The following is a 24,582-nucleotide window of genomic DNA, read 5'->3' as shown; positions in this document are numbered from 1 at the left end:
CTATCCTTCGACATTGTGACCTCGCGACAAACTATTCCGCGAGATCTTCCTAGCCGACCAGATCAGCCCTCAGCGCGTGGTCCCTGCATGACGCTCACAGTGCTTCCAGACGCTCAAGCCGCGCCCTCTAATTCAGCCTGGAAGGCTGACGGCTGCCGCGAGACATTTCTTTTTCTACGATCCGCTCGCCAAAGAGTTGTAGCGAGCGAACCAAGGCCCTTATCTGCACGAGAACAGTCGGGCTCAATCGAGAGCGCAATGATATGACTCGTCGTGAAATAACACCCATCAAACGCACCATCCGGCGAGATCAGCTTCGCGAGATGGTCCCGCTCGCCGACAGCACAATCTACGAGATGGAACAGCGCGGGGAGTTTCCAAGGCGGTTCGCACTCTCGCCCCGGTGTGTCGTGTGGGATCTAGCGGAGGTCGAAGCATGGCTGGCTGCGCGAAGGTCGACACCTCCCGCTCGTGCGCCTCATCCTGATGTGAGGCAGCGACGAACCCGGCCGGTCAAAGGGCCGGGTCGAGCTGCAAGAGCGGCATTGAAGGGGGAATAAGGATCGGGATGTATTTCTGGCCACCCACCCAGGCATCAACGATGTTGGACCACTCCTGCATCATGTGACGACGCTGCACCTCGTATTCGGCCTTGTTGTAGACTCCCCTCGATGACCGTCCGTCCTCGTGCGCAAGGCACTTTTCAATCCAGTCGCTGTTGAACCCGAGCTCGTTCAGAAGAGTTGACGCGGTCCTCCGCAGGTCATGAACTGTGAACGCCTGCAGCGGAAGCCCTTCTTTGCTTGCCTGCTCAACGACCGAGTATGTGACCCGATTGAAGGTTGCTCGCGACATCGGAGCGTCGGCATCATAGCGCGACGGCAGCACATACCTTGAATTTCCTGCGCATGTCTTCAACGCAATGAAAATATCGAGCACCTGGCTCGAGAGATAGACGTTGTGCGCCTTCGAGCGCTTCATACGCTCCTTGGGAATCGTCCAGACCGCATTCTCGAAATCGACTTCATCCCATGTGGCATCCTGCAGTTCGCTCTTGCGGACCATGGTGAGCAGATAAAGACGCAATCCAAGCCTGATGGTGGGCAATGTCGCAACATGATCCAGTTGTTTGAGCATGATGCGGATTTCGGCGGGTGAGAGCGAGCGGTCTCTTGGGACAAAGCTTGCGATCGATGCCGGTCCAACCTCGTCGGCCGGGTTTGCGATCTTCTCTCCGTGCAGGATCGCGAACCCGTAGATCTGCTTTACGATATCCCGGACGTGAATTGCTGTCGCGGGAGCACCGCGCTCTACGATGGCGGCGCAATGGGCGCGAAGATCGCCAGGTGCGATCTCATTCAGAAGGCGCTTGCGCCAAACTGGAAGCAGTTCACGTTCGAAGATCGATCGGCGCATTGCCCGGGTGCTATCGGCCATGGGTGCCGCGACGAGCCATTTCTCGCCGAGCTCACCGAAACTCCTGGCTTCAAGGAGACGCCGCTTCTCGCGCTGTTTCTCGATTGCAGGTGAACGGCCTTCACCGATGGCGCGCCTCGCATCGATGCATTTCTCGCGAGCGCGAGCGAGCGACAGGCCCGTCGGGCCGTACTTTCCGAGAACCACCTTCTCGCGTCGACCGTGCAGACGGTAGTCGAGCCGGAACGACAGCGTCCCGGCGGGCGATACGACCACGTACATGCCGTCACGGTCGGTGACCTTGTACGATTTTTCCTTTGGTCTCAGAGCCTTAAGCGCAGCGTCTGTCAGCAAGGACTTTCCCTCCAGGCAAATACCGTCAGCCATTTTTGAGCCGTGTTTGACTGGAGATCTCTTTGTTTTCCAAACACTTGGACAAAGAAAAATACCGTCAGACGCAGCATCGCGTGTGACGGTATTGATCAGGAGCGATAGTTTCAATGGACGGCGACACCGTCAGGCGCCCCGTCTGTCCGGATTTACGCGTGCCGATAGTTCTCGAATGTCGATGACGAATTCGATCGTAAAATCAGGCTGTTAATTCGCGCAATTGGATAGAACGGGATAGGCCAGGGCGGGCCTGAATTATTCCCACTCAATCGTCCCCGGTGGCTTGCTCGTCACGTCATACACCACCCGGTTCACGCCCTTCACCTCGTTGATGATGCGCGTGGCGGTCTCGCCCAAGAACTTCATGTCGAACTGGTAGAAGTCCGCGGTCATGCCGTCGGTGGAGGTGACGGCGCGCAGGCCGACGACGTAGTCGTAGGTGCGGCCGTCGCCCATGACGCCGACGGTCTTGACGGGGAGCAGCACGGCAAAGGCCTGCCAGATCTCGTCGTAGAGGCCTGCTTTCCGGATCTGATCGATGTAGACGGCGTCGGCCTTGCGCAGGATGTCGAGCTTGTCTTTGGTGATTTCGCCGGGGCAGCGGATGGCGAGGCCCGGGCCCGGGAACGGGTGGCGGCCAACGAAGATTTCGGGAAGGCCGAGCTCGCGGCCCAGCTTACGCACCTCGTCCTTGAACAGCTCGCGCAAGGGCTCGACGAGCTTCATGTTCATGCGCTCGGGCAGGCCACCGACATTGTGGTGCGACTTGATTGTCACCGAGGGGCCGCCAGTGAAGGAGACGCTCTCGATCACGTCAGGATAGAGCGTGCCCTGCGCGAGGAAGTCGGCGCCGCCGATCTTCTTGGCCTCCTCTTCAAACACCTCGATGAAGAGGCGGCCGATGGTCTTGCGCTTCGTTTCCGGATCGGTGACGCCTTCGAGCTCGCCGAGGAACTGCTTCGAGGCATCCACGTGCACGAGCGGGATGTTGTAATGGTGGCGGAACAGGTCGACCACGGTCTTGGCTTCGTCGAGGCGCAAAAGGCCATGATCGACGAAGACGCAGGTGAGCTGGTCGCCGATCGCCTCGTGAATCAGCACGGCCGCGACGGCTGAATCGACGCCGCCGGAAAGGCCGCAGATCACCTTGCCTTTGCCGACCTGCTGGCGGATTTTTTGGATCTCCTCCTCGCGGAAGGCGCGCATGGTCCAGTCGCCGGAAAGGCCGGCGATCCTACGCACGAAGTTGCGGATCAGTTTCGCGCCGTCGGGCGTGTGCACCACTTCCGGGTGGAACATCAGGCCGTAATATTTGCGCGTCTCGTCCTGGATGATGGCGAACGGCGCGTTCGGCGAGGTGCCGGCCACCGAGAAGCCCGGCGGCATCCTGGTGATCCGGTCGCCATGGCTCATCCAGACCTGATTCTTGCCGCCTGGTGACCAGACGTCCTCGAACAGCTTGCTCGGCGCCTTCACCTCGACATCGGCGCGGCCGAATTCGCGGTGATGGCCGCCCTCGACCTCGCCGCCGAGTTGGGCTGCCATGGTCATCTGGCCGTAGCAGATGCCCATCACCGGCACGCCGGAATCGAAGATCGCTTGCGGGACGCGGGGCGAGCCGGCCTCGTGCACCGACTCTGGCCCGCCGGAGAGGATCACCGCCTTCGGTTTCATCTCGTTGAAGGCGGCTTCGGCCTTGTTGAACGGGACGATCTCGCAATAGACGCCGTCCTCGCGCACGCGGCGCGCGATCAGCTGCGTCACCTGGCTGCCGAAGTCGACGATAAGAATCTTGTCGTGCGCCGAGGCCACCGAGGGCGTCGACGTGGAGCGGTCGTTTTGTGCTGCTGTCATGGCCAGCAGATACGCGACACGGGAGCCGCCCGCAACCGCGCGAGCGCGCGCCCCACATCCTTCTTTGGGCATGGACAAAGCCATATAGGTAAGTAATATTGACCTATTGTGCCCTCCTCTCAAACATGGGCCGAACAGGGAGAACGCCATGTCTCAGCATCATCAGCCAACAACGCTCGCCGCACTCGGTCGCAGCTGGATCGAGGCCTGGAATGCGCGCGACCTCGAACGCGTGCTCACGCTCTATGACGAGGCGGCCGTGATGACGTCGGACCGCATCCCCGTGATGGGGTTCGATGCCAGCGGCACCGTGCGCGGCAAGGACGCGCTTCGCGCCTATTGGGGCAAGGCGCTGGGGCTTTTGCCGAACCTGCATTTCTCGCTGATCGATGTGTTCGTCAGCCCGGACAGCGTGGTCGTGTTCTACGAGAACGAGCGGGGGAAGCGGATCTGCGAATATCTGCGGGTGAACGCCGAAGGGCTGATCGTGCAGGGGTCGGCCAATCATTTGGCGGCCTAGGCCCCGGTTCGGAAGGCCGCGCCGCCCTCGCTGTCATTCCCCGCGAAAGCGGGCAATCCAGTACGCCGCGGCTTCTCGGCTCGATCGTTGCCGCCCCTGGAATACTGGATCGCCCGCCCCAGTGCGCAAGTGCGCACAAGGCTGGCGATGACAGTGTGAATGAGGAAGGGTTCGTGACTCCCACACGCGGTGACGGAGACCGCGGTGTGCGCTAACAACACTGCCGACACCGATAGGACTGCGCCATGAAACTTCCCCGTTCACCGTGACCGACTGGAGCCAAGTCGAACCCAGCACGCATCCCGGCGAGACCGGCGAGGCCAAGTGGCGGACGCTCAATATCGGCGAACTCCGGGTGCGGATGGTGGAGTATTCGCCGGGCTATCTCGCCGATCATTGGTGCGATCGCGGTCACGTGCTCTACGTGCTGAAGGGCGAGCTCGACTCGGAGCTGCGCGACGGGCGCAAGTTCAAGCTGACGGCGGGGATGAGCTACCAGGTCTCGGATTTCGGCGACGCCGCGCACCGGTCCTCGACGGCGGTGGGTGCGACGCTCTTCATCGTCGATTGAGAGGCGCGAGGGCGGCAAATTTGCACCGCAAAATAGCAAACGCGCGCGACATGCCGAGCCACGGGTGGTGCCTTGAACTGGCCCCAAATTCTCGCTATATTGTGATCATCGATACTTGGCCGAACGACTGGGCCGCTTCGCTTCGTTGCTGACGGGCGCGCACGCTTCAGATGAATTCTCCAAACATCGACTCATCAGGGACTATGGGCGCAATGCTGCGTACCGGTCTGCGTGCGTATCCTCTCTAACTAACTAAAGGACATTCCCATGGCTATGGGCACCGTGAAGTGGTTCAACACCCAAAAGGGTTATGGTTTCATTCAGCCGGACGACGGCCAAAAGGACGTATTCGTGCACATCAGCGCCGTCGAGCGCGCTGGCCTCTCCTCCCTCAACGAGGGTCAGAAGGTCTCGTTCGACATCGTCGCCGACCGCCGCAGCGGCAAGTCCTCGGCTGACAATCTCCGCGTCGGCTAACGCCCGCGCAAGGCGCTTCTGACCACGGACGTACCGGTCAGAAGCGGTTAGCGAATACAGGCCCCGCGACCGGATTCGGTTCGTGGGGCTTTTATTTTGGGCGCCGCTGGCGCGGTCAGCCCGATTTCCTCAGCACCGACACGAAGAACCCGTCCGTCCCGGTCCGCCGCGGCGTCATCAGCCAGCCTTCATCCGATTGCAGTGCGGCCTCGCCAAACGCCTCCGCCTTGTCCCAGAGCACGCTCGCGGTCTGCTCGGGCGGGACGACCGTGAACTCGGAATGGCGGCCAGTGAACGCCCTCACCTGCTCACCGTTCTCTTCCGGCAGCACCGAGCAGGTGATGTAGGCGATGCGGCCCCCCGGCTTCACCAGCGGAACCGCGCGCTCCAGCACCTCGGCCTGGTCGCGCAGGCGAATCTCCAGGGCGCCCGGCCGCATGCGCCATTTGGCGTCGGGGTTGCGGCGCCAGGTGCCGGTTCCCGTGCAGGGCGCGTCGATGACGACGAGATCGGCGGTGCTGCGGATGTCGGCAAGCGGATCGGCGTCGCCCTTGGGCGTGCGGACATCGGCATTGTGGACGCCGGCGCGCGATAGCCGCTCGTGGATCGGGGCGAGCTGGCGCTTGTCACGGTCGGTGGCGATCAGCCGGCCCTTGCCCTGCATCAGGGCGGCGAGCGCCAGCGTCTTGCCGCCGGCGCCGGCGCAGAGGTCGATCACCTGCTCGCCGGGTTTTGCCGCAGTGAACTGGGCTGCAAGCTGCGATCCCTCATCCTGCACCTCAATGGCGCCCTTGATGAAATCCTCCTCGGCCTGGATGCCCGGGTTGCGCGCGTCGGCCGAAAGCTCGATGCGAAGGCCGGTTGCGGACCAAGGCGTCGGTTTTGCATGAAGATGAGCAAGTGCACGCAGCACCTTGTCCCGATTGGATTTTAGCGTGTTGACGCGCAGGTCGAGCGGGGCCCGGCTCGCCATCGCCGCGGCCTCGGCGGCACGGTCCTCGCCGAATACTTTTGCAAGGTGGGCATCGAGCCAGTCTGGATAGTCGCCGGCCACGGCGGCGGGGGCGTCCTTGAGGGAACGCGAGGCGAGCGCGGCCTGCTCGGCTTCCGTCAACGGCTCTGGCGCAAACCGGCTGCCATCGAACATCGCGGCCATGGTGGCCGTGTCCATGTTGCGCTCGAGGCGGAGCATGCCGATCAGCCGCGCCCGCGCGGTATCGGCATCCATCAGGTACGCGCTCGAGGCGTAACGGCGCAGCACGTCCCAGACCAGGCCGGCGATGGCGGCGCGGTCGCCGGAACCGGCGAAGCGGTGCGCGGTGCCCCACTCCTTCAGCGCCTTGGCCGCAGGCACGCGGTCCTTCTCGATGGTGTCGATCAATTCGATGGCTGCGGACAGCCGGGCAGCGGGCGTCATTTCAAATCTTTCAAAAAGATTGGCGCACAGGCGCCTAGATCAGCAAGAGCAGCTTCAGCGCGAAATAGATCCACATCGCCAACAGCACCAGCGCGCCGGCAAGCCAGACCGTGGAGCGCCGGCCGAGATCGTTGGAGGAGACGAAAACGCCGGCATGGGCAAAGCGCGTCACCACGAACACCCAGGACATCAGCACGATGAAGAGATCGGCACGGCGCAGCGGCAATGCCAGTGCGATCAGGACGTAGAACAGCACCGGCAGTTCGAACTGGTTGCGGTAGCAATTGGCGATTTGTGTGGCGCCCTTCGGCCAGTTCGGCTCGCCGAGTGCAATGTCGCGGATCTTGGTCTCGCCCGAAACCAGCGTCTTGCGGCGCGCGACGACCATGCCGATCAAGAGCGCGAAGGTGAGAGCGACCTGCACGAAGACCGGCAGCAGGACCATCTGAACAGACATCGGAACTTTCCCGGAAGGCGAAATGCCGCCGACCGTCATTAGCTGCGAGTTTTGGCGCTGACAATGAACGACTTGAACCCGTGTTCCCGCTCTCGCGATCAAATGTCGATCGTTAAGGCGATTTCGGTGCCCGCGGGCCGCCAGGCGAGAGGCCGCATCGCCTCGCCGCTCCGCCGGCGCCGTCGCCCCGCAGGACGGCTACACGATCCGCTATCGCGTGCTTTAAACTTTGTTCGTTGCGACGCATGCCCGCACCGTCATGGTTCCGACGCGTGAGAACCGGTATGATGAACGCATGTCCGAATTTCGCCTCACGCAGATTTCCGACACCCATCTCGGCCGGCGCTTTCCCGGCCTGATCGCCAACTTCCACCGCGTCAGCGAGCACATCGACGCCATCAGGCCCGACCTCGTCGTCAATACCGGCGATGTCTCGTTCGACGGTCCGACCGGCGTGGACGATGTCGCATTCGCGAAAAGCCTGCACGATGCCCTGCCCGTCGCCTGCCGCTATCTCCCCGGCAATCACGACATCGGCGACAATCCAACCATGATTGGACCGGCGCCGAAGCCGCCGGTCAGCGAGGCGCACCGCCGGCAATTCTGCGACATCATCGGCGAGGACCATTGGGCGTTCGAGGCTGCCGGCTGGTGCTTCATCGGCCTCAATTCACTTGTCATGAATTCAGGGCTCGCCTTGGAGGCCGAACAATTCGAATGGCTGGCCCGCGAGATCGCGCGCACCACTGGAAAGCCGGTCGCGCTGTTCCTGCACAAGCCGCTGTTTCTCAACCTGCCGGAAGATCCCGAAACGCCGGAAACCGCGATCCGCTATGTGCCGCAGCCGGCCCGGGCGCGACTGATCGAGATGTTTGAGCGCGTCGATCTCCGCCTCATCGCCAGCGGTCATGTGCACCAGCGGCGCGACTTCACCCATCGTCACACCCGCCATGTCTGGGCGCCGTCGGCCGGCTTCGTCATCAACGATGCGCGACAGGACCGGATCGCGATCAAGGAAGTCGGCCTCGTCGAGTATCGTTTCCAGCCCGATAGTTTTGAGGTCCGCCACGTCAGGGCCGCGGGCCAGGTCGATGTCGACATCGAGGAGCTCCTCGCCCAGATGGGCGACGAGCACTAATGCGTGCTTGACGGCTCAGGCGACGAGGTCCTGCTGGATCGCGGCCAGCAAGGATTGCAGCGCCTCGCTGTTGACCGTCTTGGCCGTGGGATCCTTGGCAGGCTGGACCCTGGCCGGCTGGGCGGCTTTGACCGGACGCTTCGGGAATGGCGGCGGCAGCGCCGGCAGCGCTGGACGAATGAAATCGCCCTCCTCGTCGACATGCACGAATTTGCCATGGATGACGTCGTCGCGCCGGCCCATGACGAACATGGTCGCCCAATAGCCGGCTGCCAGCACGATTACGCAGAAAATACCAATCTCTAACATCGCAGCACCTAAAATATGCGCGATGATTCAATGCCTTCACCTCGGGGTCAATGAACACCGGTCACACCTGCGGCTTTTGCCGCCAGGTGTGACCATTTGGTGACTCTTTCTTAACCATACCCGCCGGCGTGTGGCCCCGGCGCAGCTAGACCTTGTCCGGTCCGACCCGCACCAGCTGCTTGCCGAAATTGGCGCCCTTCAAGAGGCCCATGAAGGCGCCGGGCGCGCTCTCCAGGCCCTCGGTGACGAACTCCTTGTATTTCACCTTGCCCTCGCGGACCCAGGCCGACATGTCGCGCAGGAAATCGCCATGGCGCGCGGCGAAGTCGGAGACGATGAAGCCGCGGAAGGTCAGGCGCTTGGTCAGGGTCGCGCGCATCAAGGATGCGGCCCATTTTGGCGGCTTGGCCTCGGTGTCGTTGTAATGCGCGATCAGGCCGCAGACCGGCACGCGCGCGAAGGGGTTGAGCAGCGGGAACACCGCCTCGAACACCGCGCCGCCGACATTCTCGAAATAGACGTCGATGCCCTTCGGGCAGGCGTCCTTGAGCTTGGCCGCGAGATCGGGGCTGCGGTGATCGATGCAGGCATCGAAGCCGAGCTCCTTGACGACGTAATCACACTTGTCCTTGCCGCCGGCGATGCCGACCGCGCGCGCGCCCTTGATCTTCGCGATCTGGCCGACGGCCGAGCCGACCGCACCTGAGGCGCCGGCGACGACGACGGTCTCGCCGGGTTGCGGCTTGCCGATGTCGAGCAGGCCCGTATAGGCGGTCATGCCGGGCATGCCGAGCACGCCGATCGACGTCGAGATCGGGCCGAGCTTGGGATCGACCTTGATCAATCCTTTGCCGTTCGAGATTGCGTGGGTCTGCCAGCCGGAGCGGATGCGCACGATATTGCCTACCGCGAAATCCGGATTGTTGGACGCCGCGACCTCGCTGACCGCCTCGCCTTCCATCACGCCGCCGATCGGCACCGGTGCGGCGTAGGATGGCCCCTCGCTCATGCGCCCGCGCATATAGGGATCAAGCGACAGCCAGATCGTGCGCAGCAGGACCTCGCCTGCCGCAGGCGTCGGCACCGCGAAATCCTCCAGACGAAAATCAGACGGCTTGGGTTCGCCGACGGGACGCGCGGCGAGAACGATGCGTTTGCCTTGGGACATGATGGCTTCCTCCGGAGTTTCTTCGTTGCGAGCGAAGCGGAGGGAGCGAGGCGCGTCAATACAAAAGCAGTGGAGGGATGGTCGGGGAGGCATGCGCCGTTCTCGTGTCCCGGACGCGCTGCAGCGCTCTTGCCCTGCTGCGCAGAGCTGGGACCCACGCAGCACGGATGATTGCCCAGTATGGAAGAACACTGGGCCCCGGCTCTGCAGCGCACCGCTGAAAGAGCGCTGCGCTGCATCCGGGGCACGAGAGCGAAAACGACTAACCCCCGCCCGGATAGTTCGGTGCTTCGCGCGTAATGGTGACGTCGTGGACGTGGCTTTCGCGCAGGCCCGCGCCGGTGATGCGGACGAACTGGGCCTTCTGGTGCAGCTCCTTCATGTCGCGCGCACCGACATAGCCCATCGCGGCGCGCAAGCCGCCGGCGAGCTGGTGCATGACGTTACCGACCGGGCCTTTGTAGGGTACCTGGCCCTCGATGCCCTCAGGCACGAGCTTGAGCGCGTCCTTGATGTCCTGCTGGAAGTAGCGATCGGCCGAGCCGCGCGCCATCGCGCCGACCGAGCCCATGCCGCGATAGGCCTTGTAGGAGCGGCCCTGCCACAAAAACACTTCGCCCGGCGTCTCGTCGGTGCCGGCGAGCAGCGAGCCGACCATGGCGATGTCGGCGCCGGCGGCAAGCGCCTTGGCGAGATCGCCGGAGAACTTGATGCCACCGTCGGCGATCACCGGAATGTCGGACTTCTTCGCAGCTTCCACCGCATCCATGATCGCGGTGAGCTGCGGCACGCCGACGCCGGCGACGATGCGCGTGGTGCAGATCGAGCCCGGGCCGATGCCGACCTTGATGCAATCCGCACCCGCGTCGATCAGTGCCTGCGCGCCTTCGGTGGTGGCAACGTTGCCGGCAACGACCTGCACGGAATTGGAGAGACGCTTGATGCGGTTGACGGCGTGCAGCACGTGGCGGGAATGGCCGTGCGCGGTGTCGACGACGACGAGGTCGACGCCGGCATCGATCAGGCGCTCGGTGCGCTCGAAGCCGGTGTCGCCGACAGTGGTGGCAGCAGCAACACGCAGGCGGCCCTGCGCATCCTTGCAGGCGAGCGGATGGGCCACCGCCTTTTCCATGTCCTTTACGGTGATGAGCCCGACGCAGCGATATTGCTCGTCGACCACGAGCAGCTTCTCGATGCGATGCTGGTGCAGCATCCGCCGCGCCTCGTCCTGGCTGACATTCTCGCGCACCGTGACGAGATTTTCGTGCGTCATCAGCTCGGAGATTTTCTGCTGCCGGTTGGTCGCAAACCGCACGTCGCGGTTGGTGAGAATGCCGACCAGCTTGCCCGGCGTGGACTTGCCGGCGCCGGTGACGACGGGAATGCCGGAGATGCCGTGATCGCTCATCAGCTTGAGTGCGTCGTCGAGCGTCGCCTCGGGGCTGATGGTGAGCGGGTTCACCACCATACCCGACTCGTAGCGCTTGACCTGCCGCACCTGGGCAGCCTGCCCGTCGGGATCGAAATTGCGATGGATGACGCCGAGGCCGCCGGCCTGCGCCATGGCGATCGCCATCCGCGCCTCCGTGACGGTGTCCATGGCGGAGGCCATGATCGGGATGTTGAGCGGAATGGCGCGGGTGACGCGGGAACGGATGTCGACCTCGCCCGGCATGACGTCCGACAGGCCCGGCTTCAACAGCACGTCGTCGAACGTGAAGGCTTCGCGAATGCCTTGAAGTTGCACCGTGGCCATCTGCCAACTCCTTCCTGCGGCCCTGCCGCAAATAGCTATGGATGAGCGCCGCCCTCGGCGTGCCTTGCGGCATCGCCGGAGAATCGGAGCCCATCGGTGGGGTTGACGCGGGTCGATAGCACGGCCGCGTGACGAATCAAAGCAATTCGGACCGCCGGCCAGCCATGCACAGGCTTTTTGGGCAGATTCAGCGGGGATAGCCTGTGCGCGCCCCCACCCACCGTCATTCCGGGCTGGCGCCAGAAGGGGACCGGCAATGACGAGGGAGCGCGACTCCCCGGGGTGCAACCGTTGAAGCGGGTCACACCGTTACGCGGGATTTAGGTGCTATGCGTTGTTGCGCAATGGTCCCGGCCTGACGGGGGTGATAAGCCGCAAGTCCACTCTTCCTTCCGATTTTCATTACCAATCCGTCATGGTCGACAAGCAACGCGTCATTCCGCTGATCGTGGCCACTGCTCTCTTCATGGAGAACATGGACTCGACGGTGATCGCCACCTCGCTGCCGGCGATCGCGGCCGACATCGGCACCAGTCCCCTGACGCTGAAGCTCGCGATCACCTCCTATCTGCTGTCGCTGGCAGTGTTCATCCCGGCGAGCGGTTGGACCGCCGACCGCTTCGGCGCGCGCATGGTGTTCGCGATCGCGGTCGGCGTGTTCATGGTCGGCTCGGTCGGCTGCGCGCTCTCGACCTCGGTCACCGATTTCGTGTTCGCGCGCATCCTGCAAGGAATGGGCGGGGCCATGATGACGCCGGTCGGGCGTCTCGTGCTGCTGCGTTCGGTCGACAAGAGCGCGCTGGTCAACGCGATGGCCTGGGTGACGGTCCCTGCCCTGATCGGCCCGGTGATCGGCCCGCCGCTCGGCGGCTTCATCACCACCTACGCCTCCTGGCACTGGATCTTCCTGATCAACATCCCGATCGGGCTGCTCGGCATCTTCATGGCGCTGCGCTTCATCGATCCCATCAAGAGCGAGACTCAGGAACCATTCGACCTCTACGGCATGATGCTGGCGGGCATCGGACTGGCCGGCATCGCGTTTGGTCTCTCCGTCGCCGGGCTCAACCTGCTGCCCTGGAGCACGGTTGCCGCGCTGGTGGTGGGCGGCGCGATCTCGATGGCGCTCTACGTCATCCACGCAAGGCGGACGGGATCGCCGGTGCTGGATTTTTCGCTGCTGAAGCTGCCGACGCTACGCGCGGCCGTGCTCGGCGGCTTCATGTTCCGGCTCGGCATCGGCGCGCTGCCCTTCCTGCTGCCGCTCCTGATGCAGATCGGCTTCGGCCTGTCGCCGTTCCACTCCGGCCTCGTCACCTTCGCCTCCTCGCTCGGCGCCATGGGCATGAAGACGCTGGCGGCGCGCATCATCCGCGCCTTTGGCTTCCGCAATCTGATGACGGTGAACGCGATCATCAGCGCATTCTTCCTCGGCGTCTGCGCGCTGTTCACGGTGACGACGCCGCTGCTCATCATCATGGTGATCCTGGTGGTCGGCGGCTTCTTCCGCTCGCTGGAGTTCACCGCCATCAACACGGTCGCCTATGCCGATGTCGAGACCGCCCAGATGAGCCGGGCCACCACGCTGGTCAGCGTCAACCAGCAGCTCGCGGTCTCTGCCGGCGTCGCCGTCGGCGCGGCCTGTGTCGAGACGACCATGTGGTTCAGTCATGTCAGCGAGCTCAACGCCACCGTGTTCGCGCCGGCCTTTGTCGTGGTCGCGCTGACCTCGGCGGCCTCGAGCTGGTTCTTCTGGCAGATGCCCGCTGACGCCGGTCACGAGATCTCCGGCCGCAAGGCGGCGGAGATCGCAAGCCGCAAAGGTGCCGGCAAGGGCGCAGAGAAGGCAGCGCTCAAGGCGGCGAGCGAGGATACCCAGGACGTGCGGGATCAGCGGCTGGGGTGAGTTCCTTCGGTCATTCCGGGGCGATGCGTAGCATCGAGCCCGGAATCTCCGGAATTTATTGTGCCGCGGAGCGCGAGGAGAAATGGATTCCCGGCTCGCCTCTTCGAGGCGCCCCGGAATGACAGCGCTTGTGGTTACGCCTTCGCCTCGCCCCGAAACCCCGTCGCCAGCACGTAGCGTTCCGAGGAATCCTGGCGGCTCGCGGCCGGCTTGACGTGACGCACGGCGGTGAAATCGCGCTTGAGCTGGGCGAGCAGATCGGCGTCGGCACCGCTCTGGAAGGTCTTTGCCAGGAAACTGCCGCCGGGCTTGAGCACGTCGCAGGCAAAGGCCGCCGCGGTCTCGACGAGACCGACGATGCGGAGCTGGTCGGTCTTGCGGTGGCCGGTGGTGTTGGCCGCCATGTCGGACATCACGACGTCGGCGCCGCCGCCCAGCATCGCGGTGAGCTTCTCGGGGGCGTCATTGTCCATGAAGTCGAGCTGCGCGAAATCGACGCCCGGGATCTCCGGCATCTCCAGCAGGTCGATCGCAACGACCTTGCCCTTGCCTTCCGCGGAGCCGACGCGCTTGGCCGCGATCTGGCTCCAGCCGCCGGGCGCGGCGCCGAGATCGACCACGGCCAGGCCTGGCTTGAGAAGACGGAACTTGTCGTCGATCTCCAAGAGCTTGAACGCCGCGCGCGAGCGATAGCCCGCCGCCTTGGCTTTCGCGACATAGGGATCGTTGAGCTGCCGCTCCAGCCACAGCTTCGACGAGAGCTTGCGCTTGCCGCCGGTCTTGACCTTGGTCTTGACTTGGACGTGCAAGCGGCCGGTGGTGTCCTTGGCCATCTCACCAGCTCCTGAGAGCGCCGTCCTCGCGCATCATCTCGACCAGCATGCCTTCGCGCAGGCCCCGATCGGCGACGCGGAGACGCGGCAGCGGAAAGGCGCGCCTAATAGCATCGAGGATGGCGCAGCCGGCGAGCACGAGATCGGCACGCTCGATGCTGATGCAGCTGTTGCCGGCACGCTCCTCGTAGCTCATACCGAGCAGCTTGTTGATGGTCGCGGTGATGTCGGAATCGTTCATCCAGATGCTGTCGATGCGACGGCGGTCGTAGCGCGCGAGGTTGAGATGGATGCCGGCGAGCGTGGTTACCGTGCCCGAGGTGCCCAGCAGATGCATGTCGGCGAGATCGCCGCCATGCTCTTCCGCAAACGGCGCGACGTAACTCGCAACCTCCTGCTCCATCGCGGCATAGATCTCCGAGGTCACGTCGCGGCCGCCGAACTGCTCGGCGAGCGTGACGACGCCAAGCGGGATCGACATCCAGGCTTTTATGCGCGGCTGGGGATTTTGCGGATCGCGCTCGATCCGCACCAGTTCGGTCGAGCCGCCGCCGATGTCGAACAGGATCGCGCCGCGTCCCCTGGGGTCCACCAGCGGCGAACAGCCGAGCACGGCGAGCGCCGCTTCGGTCTCGCGATCGATCACCTCCAGCTCGATGCCGGTCTCGGCCGCGACACGGCTGCGGAAACCTTCCGCATTCGAGGCTGCGCGGCAGGCTTCGGTCGCGATCAGGCGCAGCCGCCGCGCCTTGCGCAAATTGATCTTGTCGCGGCAGATGCTGAGCGCCGCGATGGCGCGCTCGATCGCCGCCTCGCTGATGCATCCCGTTGCCGAGACGCCCTCGCCGAGCCGGATGATGCGCGAGAAGGAATCGACTACGCGAAAGCCGTCCTGGGTCGGACAGGCGATCAGGAGCCGGCAATTGTTGGTGCCGAGGTCCAGCGCCGCATAGACGCCGGTTCCCGGCGCCTGCGCGCCGACGGCCGGTACAGTGGCCAACGCCACCGCCGCCATCGACCCCTCCAGCTCACCGTGCAGCCCAAGGCCGTCGCGGAGCCGCGTGTGGTCATTCATACAAACTGTCTTTCCGCGACCCATCGGGCCGATCTGGAATTGCTTTTCGCCTGAAACATTAGCAGCGCAGCAGGTCTGCGCAACATCGCATCACATGGGACCATGCCCATTCGTGCGTTGTCGTGAACGGGGCCGTGGGTTATTTCAGTGAGGTCCGGTCTCCCGCTGCCGCGAAAATGCGCAAATACCGGCTTTTCAGGTCAACTCGATGCAAGAACACACCAAATCGTCCGCGCTCGAAAACGCCATTGCACTGCAAAAATATGGCGTCGGGCAGCCCGTCCGACGTAAGGAGGACGACACGCTGGTGCGCGGCAAAGGCCGCTATACCGATGATTTCAACCTGCCCGGCCAGGCCTATGCCGTTGTCGTCCGTTCCACCCATGCCCATGGCATCATCCGCGGCATCGACATTGATGCCGCCAAGGCGATGCCGGGCGTGCTGGGGGTATGGACCGGCACGGATCTCGATGCAGCCGGCTACGGCCCCTTCACCTGCGGCCTGCCGCTGAAGAGCCGCGACGGCTCGCCCCTGCTTCAGACCAACCGTCAGCCGCTGGCGACCGACAAGGTCCGCTTCGTCGGCGATCCCGTCGCCTTCGTGGTGGCAGAGACGCTGGCCCAGGCGCGCGATGCGGCCGAGGCCGTCGAGGTCGACATCGAGCCGCTGCCGGCAGTGACGGACCCCGAGGAGGCGGCCAAGCCCGGCGCGCCGCAGCTCTACGACCATATCCCGAACAACGTCGCGCTCGACTACCACTATGGCGACATGGAGAAGGTCAACGCGGCGTTTGCCAGCGCCGCCCATGTCACCAAGCTCGATATAGAGAATACCCGCGTCGCGGTGGTTTCGATGGAGCCGCGCGTGGGGCTTGCCTCCTACGACAAGAAGACCGAGCGCTACACGCTTCAGGTGCCGACGCAGGGTGTCGCCGGCAACCGGGCCAATCTCGCCAAGAACCTGAAAGTGCCGAACGAGAAGGTACGCATCCTCACCGCCAATGTCGGCGGCTCCTTCGGCATGAAGAACATCAACTATCCCGAGTACATGTGCATCCTGTACGCGGCGAAGGCGCTGGAGCGGCCGGTGAAATGGCTGGACGAGCGCTCCACCAGCTTTCTCTCCGACAGCCACGGCCGTGCACAAAAGATCCATGCGGAGCTCGCGCTCGATGCCGAGGGGCATTTCCTCGCGGCCAAGCTCTCCGGCTACGGCAATCTCGGCGCCTACATCACTGGCGTTGCGCCGGGGCCGCTCTCGCTCAACACCGGCAAGAATTTTTCCAGCGTCTATCGCACGCCGCTCATGGCGGTCGACATCAAGACGGTTTTGACCAACACCACGCTGATGGGCGCCTATCGCGGCGCCGGTCGGCCCGAGGCGAACTATTACATGGAGCGGCTGATCGACCGCGCCGCCGACGAGATGGGCATCAACCGACTGACCTTGCGCAAGCGCAACTTCATCAAGCCGGACCAGATGCCGTTCGCGGCCTCCTCCGGCGTCACCTATGACAGCGGCGACTTCCAGGCCGTGTTCAACAAGGCACTCGAAATCTCCGACCACGAGAATTTCGCGAAGCGCAAGAAGGAAAGCAAAAAGGCCGGCAAGCTGCGCGGCATCGCGGTCGGCTCCTATCTGGAGGTCACGGCCCCGCCGAGCCCCGAGCTCGGCAAGATCGTGTTCGACCCTGACGGCACCGTGCAGCTCATCACCGGCACGCTCGATTACGGCCAGGGCCACGCGACGCCGTTTGCGCAAGTTTTGAGCGAGCAGCTCGGGGTGCCCTTCGAGCGCGTCAAGCTCGTCCAGGGCGACAGCGACATCGTGCACGCTGGCAACGGCACCGGCGGTTCGCGCTCGATCACCGCCAGCGGCATGGCGATCGTGGGCGCCGCCAAGCTCGTGATCGAAAAGGGCAAGCGCGCCGCCGCGCACATGCTGGAGGCATCCGAGGCAGACATCGAGTTCGACGGCGGCCGCTTCACCATCGCTGGCACCGATCGCAGCATCGACATCATGGAGCTGGCGCAGCGCCTGCATGGTGGCAAGGTGCCGGAGGGCGTGCCTGACAGCCTCGACGTCGACCACACCAGCGAGCCGGTGCCGTCGGCCTTCCCGAACGGCTGCCACGTCGCCGAGGTCGAGATCGATCCGGAGACCGGCGTGGTGCAGATCGTGCGCTACAGCGCGGTCAACGATTTCGGCACGGTGATCAATCCGATGCTGGTCGCAGGCCAGCTCCATGGCGGCATCGTCCAGGGCATCGGCCAGGCGCTGATGGAGCAGATCCGCTACGACGACAGCGGCCAGCCGATCACGGGCTCGCTGATGGACTACGCGCTGCCGCGCGCCGAGGATGTGCCGAACATGACGGTCGGCGATCATCCGGTGCCGGCCACGACCAATCCGCTCGGCAGCAAGGGCTGCGGTGAAGCCGGCTGCGCCGGCAGCCTGTCGACGGTGGTCAACGCGGTGCTTGACGCGCTTTCAGAGTACGGCATCAAGCACATCGACATGCCGCTCACGCCGGAGCGGGTGTGGCGGGCGATCCAAGAGGCGAAGGCCAAGGCGGCGTAAGGGCCGCGCTTCTTCGATCGTCATGGCCGGGCTTGACGCCGTCCTTAAATCTCACCTCGTCATTCCGGGGCGGTCCGCAGGACCGAACCCGGAATCTCGAGATTCCGGGTTCGATGCTTCGCATCGCCCCGGAATGACGGTGTCGGTAATTACGCCGCCGCCTGCTCGCGTGGCTGATAGATCGCGGTGTGCTGGCAGTGCGCCAGCGGCGTGGTGCCGTTGGCGACAACCAGCGCGTCGAGCTCGACGAAGCGGTGGCCCTTCTTCTCGTAATTCGCGGTGACTCTTGCCCGCGCGCTGATCTCGTCGCCAGCGCGCGCGGCCGCCAGCAATTGCATACGGCTACCGACGTGAATCCACGGCCCCAGAATGGTGTTGTCGACCAGCACGCGGTTCATGACGCGCTGGATCAGGCCGGGATGGCCGAGCCCCTCGCATGCGAAGATCGGATCGGTCTCCCTGATGTCGGCGAGATAGTCGGCCGCATCCTGTCCAGCCCAGCGACGCGGAATCGTGCCCAGCCATTTCCCCGTTTCGAACGTCGCCGGACTGACTGGCGCGCGCTCGGCAACAACAGGCACCTCGACATAATCGCTCAGCGAAATCGCCGGCGCCGCCGCTGGCAACGTGGCCGTGCCGGTCGCACAAAGCTCGGTGCGGCTGAACACCTCGATCGTCAGTAGGCCGTTGTGCTCGGTGGCATCGACATCGGCGGTCTCGCCGTCATAGACCGGCTTGATGAAGCGCGCCTCGACCAGTCCGCGGGTGAGGAAGTCGCGGCCCCAGCGGGCAATCGGCACGTGCATCATGTAGGCGAAGACATCGACGCCCGGCACCAGCCCGCCGGAAAAGCCGAAACGGCGCGCCACCGTGTCGTCGTGCATCTTGTTCTCGGACTGCTTTGCAGTGTTGTAGGCTTCGACGCGATAGGTTTCGAGCCGGTCCGGCATGGCTGGCGTTCCCCGTTCTTGTTGTTTCGGAGCTGATCGTAGAGCCCAGGGAACACCGGTCAATCCCCTCGCCTTTGCGGCCCGAATGGGGTACCACGCGGCCAATGACTGACACCCCCACCCGCATCTATGTCGATGCCGACGCCTGTCCGGTGAAGGACGAGATCTACCGCGTCGCGCTCCGCCACGGCGTGCCCGTGAGCGTGGTTGCCGGGAATCTCATCCGCGTGCCCCAAGAGCCCCTGATCCAGCGCATCGCCGCCGGTCCGGGCATGGACGCGGCCGACGACTGGATCGCGGAGCGCGCCAAGCCCGGCGATGTTGTCGTGACATCAGACATTCCGCTGGCCAGCCGCTGCGTCAAGGCGGGTGCCGACGTGATCGCACCGAACGGCAAGCCGTTCACGGAGGAATCCATCGGCATGACGCTGGCGGTGCGCAACCTCATGACGGATCTGCGTTCGGCCGGCGAAGTCACCGGCGGCCCGCGCTCGTTCGCGCCGCGCGACCGTTCCGCATTCCTCTCGGCGCTCGACCAGACGCTGCGCCGGATTCAGCGCCGCCGCGCTGATGCGGCCGCAACCAGTCAGAGCTGACCATGGCGCCGCCGCTGATCCAACTGAAAGACATCAGGCTGACGTTTGGCGGCACCCCGCTTTTGAGCGGCGTCGAGCTCAATGTCGCGCCAAGCGAGCGCGTCTGCCTGATCGGCCGTAACGGATCCGGCAAGTCGACGCTGCTCAGAATCGCGGCCGGCCTGGTCGAACCCGACGGCGGCACGCGCTTCGTGCAGCCTGGCGCCACCGTGCGCTATCTGCCGCAGGAGCCGGATTTCGGCGAGCACAAGACCACGCACGCCTATGTCGAGGCAGGCCTCGCGCCTGGCGACGACCTGCACCAGGCGCGTTATCTCTTGGAGCAGCTCGGTCTCACCGGCGAGGAGAACCCGCATAACCTCTCCGGCGGCGAGGCCCGTCGTGCCGCGCTCGCCCGCGTGCTGGCGCCCTCGCCCGACATCTTGCTGCTGGACGAGCCGACCAACCATCTCGATCTCTCCACCATCGAGTGGCTGGAAAAGGAGCTGGACAGCCGGCGCAGTGCGCTGGTGCTGATCAGCCACGACCGCCGCTTCCTCACCAACCTGTCGCGCTCCACCGCCTGGCTCGACCGCGGCAAGATCAAACAGATCGACCGCGGCTTTGCCTCGTTCGAAGCTTGGCGCGACGAGGTGCTGGCGGAGGAAGAGCGCGACCAGCACAAGCTCGACCGCAAGATCGTCGACGAGGAGCACTGGCTGCGCCACGGCGTCTCCGGCCGGCGCAAGCGCAACGTCAAGCGCCTCGCCAATCTGCATGCGCTGCGCGACCAGCGTCGCAATTATCGCGGCAGCGCCGGCAGCGCCAATCTGGCAGCCGCGGAGGCCGAGCAGTCCGGCAAGCTGGTGATCGAGGCCAAAGGCATCACCAAGACCTATGGCGAGCGGAAGATCGTCGAAAACTTCTCCACCCGTATTCAGCGCGGCGATCGGCTCGGCATCATCGGGCCGAACGGCGCCGGCAAGACCACCCTGGTCAATCTGCTCACCGGCGGCACGCAGCCGGATTCCGGCATTGTGCGGCTCGGGGCCAATCTCGAGATGGCAACGCTTGACCAGCACCGTGAAAGCCTCGATCCGAAGTCGACGCTGGCTGAAGCGCTGACCGGTGGCCGCGGCGATCACATCATGGTCGGCGGCAAGCCGAAGCATGTCGTCGGCTACATGAAGGACTTTCTGTTCGCACAGGAACAGCGCGGCACGCCCCTTGAGGTGCTCTCCGGCGGCGAGCGTGGCCGGCTGATGCTGGCCCGCGCGCTGGCAAAGCCCTCGAACCTCCTGGTGCTGGACGAGCCGACCAACGATCTCGATCTCGACACTCTCGACGTGCTCGAGGAGATGCTCGGCGATTACGAGGGCACGGTGATCCTGATCAGCCATGACCGCGATTTCCTCGATCGCGTCGTCACCTCCGTGATCGCGCCCGAGGGTAACGGCAAATGGATCGAATATGCCGGCGGCTACAGCGACATGCTGGCGCAGCGCGGCGCGGACTTGAAGCGTGACACGGCAAAGGCGCAAGCCTCGGCGGAGAAGAAAGAGGAGCGGCCAGCTGCTCCCGCCGCCACGCCAAAGCGGCGCCTGAGCTTCAACGAGAAGCACGCGCTGGAAACGCTGCCGAAGAAGATGGAAGCGTTGCAGGCCGATATCGCCAAGCTGCAACGCGTGCTCGACGATCCCAACCTCTACACCAAGGATCGTAAGAAGTTCGACGACACCTCCGCCGCCATCGCCAGGGCGCATGAAGAATTGTCTGCTGCCGAAGAGCGCTGGCTCGAACTTGAAATGCTCCGCGAAGAGATTGAACAGGCATAGCGCGTATTCCGCAAAAGTGGGCACCGGTTTTGCGATTGGAATACGCGCCAACTAAAGGACATCCATGACCACCCCCCTCGCCGCAAAAATCGCCCGCGAATACGGCACGCCCTGCGCCGTCATCGACATGGACAGGGTCGAGCGCAACATCGCGCGCATCCAGAAGGCCTGCGATGATGCCGGCATCGCCAATCGTCCCCACATCAAGACACACAAGAACCCGACGATTGCAAAAATGCAGGTTGCGGCCGGTGCCAAGGGGATCACCTGCCAGAAGCTCGGCGAAGCCGAGATCATGGCCAATGCGGGCATCGACGATATCCTGATCAGCTACAATCTCCTGGGCGAAGAGAAGATGGCGCGGCTCGGCGCGCTCCAGGCGAAGGCCAACATGACCGTGGCCGCCGACAATTCGACCGTCGTCGCAGGGCTCCCCAAGGCAGCCGCCGCATCAGGCCGCCCGCTCTCGGTCGTGGTCGAATGCGACACGGGCCGCAAGCGCGCCGGTGTCGAGATGCCGGCCGAAGCAATCGCTTTGGCGCGGGAGATCGCCGCGTCCAAAGGACTGCAGTTCGCCGGCTTCCTGATGTATCCGACCGAGACCGGCTGGGCGGACGCGCAAAAATTCTACGACGAGGCGCTAGCCGGCGTGCGCGCGCACGGGCTGGACGCGAAGATCGTCTCGACCGGGGGCACGCCGAACCTGAAGAACCTCGGCAAGCTCAAGGGCGGCACCGAGCACCGCTTCGGCACCTATATCTACAACGACCGCATGCAGGTCGCCGCCGGCGTCGCCAGTTGGGACGACTGCGCACTGCACATCTATTCGACAGTGGTGAGCCGCGCCGCGCCCGAGCGCGGCATTCTCGATGCCGGTTCGAAGACGCTGACCACGGACACCGGCGGCCTCGATGGTCACGGCCTGATCCTGGAGCATCCCGAAGCGAAGATCGCGCGCTTTGCCGAGGAGCACGGCTTCCTCGACCTCTCCCGCAGCAACACGCGGCCCAACGTCGGCGACGTCGTCCGCATCGTGCCGAACCATGTCTGCGTCGTCGTCAACATGATGGATGAGGTCGTGATGGTGCGCGGCGAGGAGATCATCGGCACACTGCCGGTCGCGGCGCGGGGAAAGCTGCGCTAACGCCCGATCAGGGCCTGGAGCTCTCTGTCCAGCTCGTCGCGGAAGAGCTTGATCGGCCGCTTCAGACGCCCGGCGGGCGCGCGATGGATCATCCATGCGCGCACGGCGGGTTTGAAGTCGCGCGCAGCGACGGCCTTGAGCTTGTCACGAAACGCGCTGTGCTTCAGTGCGATCGGAGTGACCAGCCCGATGCCGAGGCCGCGCGACACCAGCGACAGGCGCAGTTCGCTGTCCAACGCCTCTACCGCGATATTGAACGGAAGATGCGCGGCATCGAACTTTCGTTTCAGCGTATCGCGAAACCCGCAACCGTCCTGGTTGATCACCCAGGATAGCTGCGACAGTCGTTCCAGGTCGACGATGCGCGGAATCTTCATGTCGCGCGCGACGACAAACACAACCGGCTGCGCCCCGAGATCATCCGCAACGAGATCGGCAGGCGGCACGGCTCCGTCAGGCAGACAGATCGCGGCGGCATCGAGTTCATTGCGACAGACACGTTCGAGCTGGTTTGGCGACCAACCTGAGACGACACGCACGGCAAGTACGGGAAATTCGGCGCGCACAGCATCGAGCGGTCCGGTCAACCCTGCCTCCGAGAGGAACGGCGTCAGACCGAGCCTGAACTCGCCGCGCACCATGCCGTCATCGGCAACGCCCGACTTGAGGTCGTCCAGCATCCTGAGCAGGCGCCGGCCCCGCTCATAGGCCTCGTGGCCCGCCGCCGTCGGTTTCAGCGGCTTCGACAGCCGATCCAGGAGCTGTGCCCCCAGCATCTCCTCGAGATTCTGGATGCGACGCGTCACGCCGGGCTGCGTGAGATTGAGACGTGCCGAGGCCGCGACGATCGATCCGGTCTCGACCACCGCGACGAAGGCGACAAGGTCATGGGTGTTCATGAGCAACTCGCATATTCTTTATAGTCTTATTTGAATTGTAGCATATTGATGCTTCCGTTTAAAGGGTCCCGCACCAGAGCTGCGAGGATCCATGACTATTTCCGAAGTAACCAAGCCGGGGTCTCGAGGGCAACTCGCCGAGCGGCCCCTGATCTGGCTCGGCGCCGTCACCGCCGGTGTCGTCGTCACGGATCTGTTCGCGCCGCAGATCCTGCTCGGACTGATTGGCCGGTCACTGTCCATGACTGCGTGGCAGGCCGGCCTGATCAGCACGCTGACATTGCTCGGCTATGCGCTCGGCCTGCTGCTGCTCGTGCCTCTGGTCGATCTCGTCGAGAACCGGCGACTCATCCTGCGGACGCTCGGCTGCGCCATCCTCGCCGCGCTCGCAATGGCACTTGCGCCGACGCCCTCGCTCCTGCTGCTCGCCACCTTCATCCTCGGCGCGTCCTGCGCGGCGATCCAGATGATGGTTCCGCTGGTCGCATCCATGGTGCCGCCGGACCGTCGCGGTCAGGCCATCGGCGAAGTGATGGGTGGATTGATGGTCGGTATCCTCTTGTCACGGCCCGCGGCGAGCCTGATCGCGGATCTCTGGAGCTGGCGCGCCTATTACGTCGTCTCGGCCGCGCTGATGGCGCTGCTTTCCGGTGCACTTGGCCGCTATCTTCCAACGCTTCAAACGACAGCACACGCGAGCTACGGCGAATTGCTCCTATCCTTTCCAAGGCTGCTGCGGGAAGAGCCCGTGCTGCGGGTGCGCGCCTGGACCGCATCGCTTGTCATGGCTTCCTTCACCGCGTTCTGGTCGGCAGTCGCACTGCGGCTGCCCGATGCTCCATTCGGCCTCGACGCCAAGGGAATTGCTGTGTTCGCGCTGATTGGCGTGGCTGGCGCGGCGGCAACACCGATCGCCGGCCGCTGGGGCGACAAAGGCAGGGCGCGGCCGATGTTCCTTGCGGCCCATCTGCTCATCATCGGCTCACTCGCGCTGTGTGCCTGGGCGGGCATGCTGGAATCCCACATCACCGCACTGCTGGTGTTGAGCCTTGGCACGATCCTGCTCGACGTCGGCATCACCACCGACCAGACGCTCGGCCGCCGCGCCATCAACCTGCTGCGACCGGAAGCGCGCGGCCGACTGAACGGCCTGTTTGTCGCGCTGTTCTTCTTCGGTGGCGGCGTCGGCGCCGCGGCGGCCTCCCTGGCCTGGAGCTATGGCGGCTGGACCCTGGTTTGCGCCGTCGCAGCAAGCTTCGGCGTGTTGGGCCTCCTCACGAATCTCGTCTCTAGGACCGGCACGTTATGATC

The 24,582-nt window shown here is 64.4% G+C and carries 22 protein-coding genes; 11 read left to right on the top strand and 11 right to left on the bottom strand.

Translation table 11 applies throughout. The features are described 5' to 3' along the window. The first annotated feature begins 263 nt into the window (after positions 1-263). The gene (locus tag IVA92_RS26020; protein ID WP_247276969.1) at positions 264-560 is read left to right on the top strand and encodes an AlpA family phage regulatory protein; all 297 of its coding nucleotides are present in this window, start codon (positions 264-266) and stop codon (positions 558-560) included. Here the strand turns inward: IVA92_RS26020 and IVA92_RS26015 are convergent. Beyond that, positions 514-1,770 (bottom strand): site-specific integrase, encoded by a 1,257-nt coding sequence (locus tag IVA92_RS26015; protein ID WP_247276968.1) that lies wholly within the window; start codon positions 1,768-1,770, stop codon positions 514-516. The genes IVA92_RS26020 and IVA92_RS26015 overlap by 47 nt on opposite strands. A 291-nt stretch (positions 1,771-2,061) precedes the next feature. Beyond that, positions 2,062-3,660 carry a glutamine-hydrolyzing GMP synthase gene (guaA, locus tag IVA92_RS26010; protein ID WP_247276967.1) on the bottom strand — a complete coding sequence of 533 codons (1,599 nt, stop codon included), beginning with the start codon at positions 3,658-3,660 and terminating at the stop codon, positions 2,062-2,064. A gap of 148 nt (positions 3,661-3,808) precedes the next feature. Between guaA and IVA92_RS26005 the strand changes: the two genes are divergently transcribed. The 3 genes from IVA92_RS26005 to IVA92_RS25995 all read left to right on the top strand — a co-directional run bounded on the left by IVA92_RS26005 (position 3,809) and on the right by IVA92_RS25995 (position 5,228). Further along, positions 3,809-4,180: a nuclear transport factor 2 family protein gene (locus IVA92_RS26005; RefSeq protein ID WP_247276966.1), complete on the top strand. Its 372-nt coding sequence runs from the start codon at positions 3,809-3,811 to the stop codon at positions 4,178-4,180. A 238-nt stretch (positions 4,181-4,418) separates the two neighbouring features. Then, positions 4,419-4,751, top strand: a complete 333-nt coding sequence (locus tag IVA92_RS26000; protein ID WP_247276980.1) for a DHCW motif cupin fold protein — start codon at positions 4,419-4,421, stop codon at positions 4,749-4,751. Between the two features lie 267 nt (positions 4,752-5,018). Beyond that, entirely contained in the window at positions 5,019-5,228 is a 210-nt protein-coding gene (locus IVA92_RS25995; RefSeq protein WP_008141931.1) for a cold-shock protein, read from the top strand. A 115-nt stretch (positions 5,229-5,343) separates the two neighbouring features. Here the strand turns inward: IVA92_RS25995 and IVA92_RS25990 are convergent, their stop codons facing one another. After that, on the bottom strand, positions 5,344-6,645 hold the full coding sequence (locus tag IVA92_RS25990; RefSeq protein WP_247276965.1) for an RsmB/NOP family class I SAM-dependent RNA methyltransferase: 1,302 nt from the start codon (positions 6,643-6,645) through the stop codon (positions 5,344-5,346). A 34-nt stretch (positions 6,646-6,679) separates the two neighbouring features. Beyond that, the gene (locus IVA92_RS25985; protein WP_247276964.1) at positions 6,680-7,102 is read right to left on the bottom strand and encodes an MAPEG family protein; all 423 of its coding nucleotides are present in this window, start codon (positions 7,100-7,102) and stop codon (positions 6,680-6,682) included. Positions 7,103-7,397: 295 nt separating this feature from the next. Here IVA92_RS25985 and IVA92_RS25980 point away from each other — a divergent pair, with 295 nt between their 5' ends. Then, positions 7,398-8,240 carry a metallophosphoesterase gene (locus IVA92_RS25980; protein ID WP_247276963.1) on the top strand — a complete coding sequence of 281 codons (843 nt, stop codon included), beginning with the start codon at positions 7,398-7,400 and terminating at the stop codon, positions 8,238-8,240. Between the two features lie 15 nt (positions 8,241-8,255). On the opposite strand, the gene IVA92_RS25975 is transcribed toward IVA92_RS25980, so the two are convergent. The 3 genes from IVA92_RS25975 to guaB form a co-directional block, all read right to left on the bottom strand. Further along, positions 8,256-8,549 (bottom strand): hypothetical protein, encoded by a 294-nt coding sequence (locus IVA92_RS25975; RefSeq protein ID WP_247276962.1) that lies wholly within the window; start codon positions 8,547-8,549, stop codon positions 8,256-8,258. A 145-nt stretch (positions 8,550-8,694) separates the two neighbouring features. Further along, positions 8,695-9,717, bottom strand: a complete 1,023-nt coding sequence (locus tag IVA92_RS25970; RefSeq protein WP_247276961.1) for an NADP-dependent oxidoreductase — start codon at positions 9,715-9,717, stop codon at positions 8,695-8,697. A 262-nt stretch (positions 9,718-9,979) separates the two neighbouring features. Further along, the gene (guaB, locus tag IVA92_RS25965) at positions 9,980-11,473 is read right to left on the bottom strand and encodes an IMP dehydrogenase (RefSeq protein ID WP_247276960.1); all 1,494 of its coding nucleotides are present in this window, start codon (positions 11,471-11,473) and stop codon (positions 9,980-9,982) included. Positions 11,474-11,888: 415 nt separating this feature from the next. Here guaB and IVA92_RS25960 point away from each other — a divergent pair, with 415 nt between their 5' ends. After that, complete coding sequence (locus tag IVA92_RS25960) at positions 11,889-13,379, top strand: MFS transporter (RefSeq protein WP_247276959.1); 1,491 nt, start codon at positions 11,889-11,891, stop codon at positions 13,377-13,379. Between the two features lie 134 nt (positions 13,380-13,513). Here the strand turns inward: IVA92_RS25960 and IVA92_RS25955 are convergent, their stop codons facing one another. Continuing rightward, on the bottom strand, positions 13,514-14,212 hold the full coding sequence (locus IVA92_RS25955) for an RlmE family RNA methyltransferase (RefSeq protein WP_247276958.1): 699 nt from the start codon (positions 14,210-14,212) through the stop codon (positions 13,514-13,516). 1 nt (position 14,213) lies between these two features. Then, complete coding sequence (locus tag IVA92_RS25950) at positions 14,214-15,287, bottom strand: Ppx/GppA phosphatase family protein (RefSeq protein ID WP_247276957.1); 1,074 nt, start codon at positions 15,285-15,287, stop codon at positions 14,214-14,216. A 208-nt stretch (positions 15,288-15,495) separates the two neighbouring features. Here IVA92_RS25950 and IVA92_RS25945 point away from each other — a divergent pair, with 208 nt between their 5' ends. Continuing rightward, on the top strand, positions 15,496-17,868 hold the full coding sequence (locus IVA92_RS25945) for a xanthine dehydrogenase family protein molybdopterin-binding subunit (protein ID WP_247276956.1): 2,373 nt from the start codon (positions 15,496-15,498) through the stop codon (positions 17,866-17,868). A 149-nt stretch (positions 17,869-18,017) separates the two neighbouring features. Here IVA92_RS25945 and IVA92_RS25940 read toward each other — a convergent pair whose 3' ends face one another. Further along, the gene (locus IVA92_RS25940) at positions 18,018-18,818 is read right to left on the bottom strand and encodes a hypothetical protein (protein ID WP_247276955.1); all 801 of its coding nucleotides are present in this window, start codon (positions 18,816-18,818) and stop codon (positions 18,018-18,020) included. Positions 18,819-18,922: 104 nt separating this feature from the next. Between IVA92_RS25940 and IVA92_RS25935 the strand changes: the two genes are divergently transcribed. The 3 genes from IVA92_RS25935 to IVA92_RS25925 all read left to right on the top strand — a co-directional run bounded on the left by IVA92_RS25935 (position 18,923) and on the right by IVA92_RS25925 (position 22,372). Continuing rightward, on the top strand, positions 18,923-19,414 hold the full coding sequence (locus tag IVA92_RS25935; protein ID WP_247276954.1) for a YaiI/YqxD family protein: 492 nt from the start codon (positions 18,923-18,925) through the stop codon (positions 19,412-19,414). Between the two features lie 2 nt (positions 19,415-19,416). Continuing rightward, on the top strand, positions 19,417-21,228 hold the full coding sequence (locus IVA92_RS25930; protein ID WP_247276953.1) for an ATP-binding cassette domain-containing protein: 1,812 nt from the start codon (positions 19,417-19,419) through the stop codon (positions 21,226-21,228). Positions 21,229-21,292: 64 nt separating this feature from the next. Beyond that, on the top strand, positions 21,293-22,372 hold the full coding sequence (locus IVA92_RS25925; RefSeq protein ID WP_247276952.1) for a D-TA family PLP-dependent enzyme: 1,080 nt from the start codon (positions 21,293-21,295) through the stop codon (positions 22,370-22,372). Here IVA92_RS25925 and IVA92_RS25920 read toward each other — a convergent pair. Next, a complete protein-coding gene (locus IVA92_RS25920; RefSeq protein WP_247276951.1) occupies positions 22,369-23,271 on the bottom strand; it encodes a LysR family transcriptional regulator in 903 nt (300 codons plus the stop codon). The two genes, IVA92_RS25925 and IVA92_RS25920, sit on opposite strands and share 4 nt — an antisense overlap. Before the next feature lie 91 nt (positions 23,272-23,362). On the opposite strand from IVA92_RS25920, the gene IVA92_RS25915 reads away from it, so the two are divergent. Beyond that, entirely contained in the window at positions 23,363-24,580 is a 1,218-nt protein-coding gene (locus tag IVA92_RS25915) for an MFS transporter (protein WP_247276950.1), read from the top strand. Positions 24,581-24,582: the final 2 nt, after the last annotated feature.

Origin of the sequence: Bradyrhizobium sp. 154, assembly GCF_023073875.1 — a bacterium.
Classification (GTDB): Bacteria; Pseudomonadota; Alphaproteobacteria; order Rhizobiales; family Xanthobacteraceae; genus Bradyrhizobium.
The sequence above is the reverse complement of the archived record's forward strand: the minus strand, read 5'-3'. Positions and strand labels throughout refer to the sequence as shown.

Coding starts and splice junctions, on each gene's coding strand:
- IVA92_RS25920 (WP_247276951.1), bottom strand. CDS start 23,271: ATGAACACCCATGACCTTGTCGCCTTCGTCGCGGTGGTCGAGACCGGA.
- IVA92_RS25950 (WP_247276957.1), bottom strand. CDS start 15,287: ATGAATGACCACACGCGGCTCCGCGACGGCCTTGGGCTGCACGGTGAG.
- IVA92_RS25915 (WP_247276950.1), top strand. CDS start 23,363: ATGACTATTTCCGAAGTAACCAAGCCGGGGTCTCGAGGGCAACTCGCC.
- IVA92_RS25940 (WP_247276955.1), bottom strand. CDS start 18,818: ATGCCGGACCGGCTCGAAACCTATCGCGTCGAAGCCTACAACACTGCA.
- IVA92_RS25945 (WP_247276956.1), top strand. CDS start 15,496: ATGCAAGAACACACCAAATCGTCCGCGCTCGAAAACGCCATTGCACTG.
- IVA92_RS25975 (WP_247276962.1), bottom strand. CDS start 8,549: ATGTTAGAGATTGGTATTTTCTGCGTAATCGTGCTGGCAGCCGGCTAT.
- IVA92_RS25970 (WP_247276961.1), bottom strand. CDS start 9,717: ATGTCCCAAGGCAAACGCATCGTTCTCGCCGCGCGTCCCGTCGGCGAA.
- IVA92_RS25960 (WP_247276959.1), top strand. CDS start 11,889: ATGGTCGACAAGCAACGCGTCATTCCGCTGATCGTGGCCACTGCTCTC.
- IVA92_RS25955 (WP_247276958.1), bottom strand. CDS start 14,212: ATGGCCAAGGACACCACCGGCCGCTTGCACGTCCAAGTCAAGACCAAG.
- IVA92_RS25925 (WP_247276952.1), top strand. CDS start 21,293: ATGACCACCCCCCTCGCCGCAAAAATCGCCCGCGAATACGGCACGCCC.
- guaB (WP_247276960.1), bottom strand. CDS start 11,473: ATGGCCACGGTGCAACTTCAAGGCATTCGCGAAGCCTTCACGTTCGAC.
- IVA92_RS25980 (WP_247276963.1), top strand. CDS start 7,398: ATGTCCGAATTTCGCCTCACGCAGATTTCCGACACCCATCTCGGCCGG.
- IVA92_RS26020 (WP_247276969.1), top strand. CDS start 264: ATGACTCGTCGTGAAATAACACCCATCAAACGCACCATCCGGCGAGAT.
- IVA92_RS25935 (WP_247276954.1), top strand. CDS start 18,923: ATGACTGACACCCCCACCCGCATCTATGTCGATGCCGACGCCTGTCCG.
- IVA92_RS25985 (WP_247276964.1), bottom strand. CDS start 7,102: ATGTCTGTTCAGATGGTCCTGCTGCCGGTCTTCGTGCAGGTCGCTCTC.
- guaA (WP_247276967.1), bottom strand. CDS start 3,660: ATGACAGCAGCACAAAACGACCGCTCCACGTCGACGCCCTCGGTGGCC.
- IVA92_RS25930 (WP_247276953.1), top strand. CDS start 19,417: ATGGCGCCGCCGCTGATCCAACTGAAAGACATCAGGCTGACGTTTGGC.
- IVA92_RS25990 (WP_247276965.1), bottom strand. CDS start 6,645: ATGACGCCCGCTGCCCGGCTGTCCGCAGCCATCGAATTGATCGACACC.
- IVA92_RS26005 (WP_247276966.1), top strand. CDS start 3,809: ATGTCTCAGCATCATCAGCCAACAACGCTCGCCGCACTCGGTCGCAGC.
- IVA92_RS25995 (WP_008141931.1), top strand. CDS start 5,019: ATGGCTATGGGCACCGTGAAGTGGTTCAACACCCAAAAGGGTTATGGT.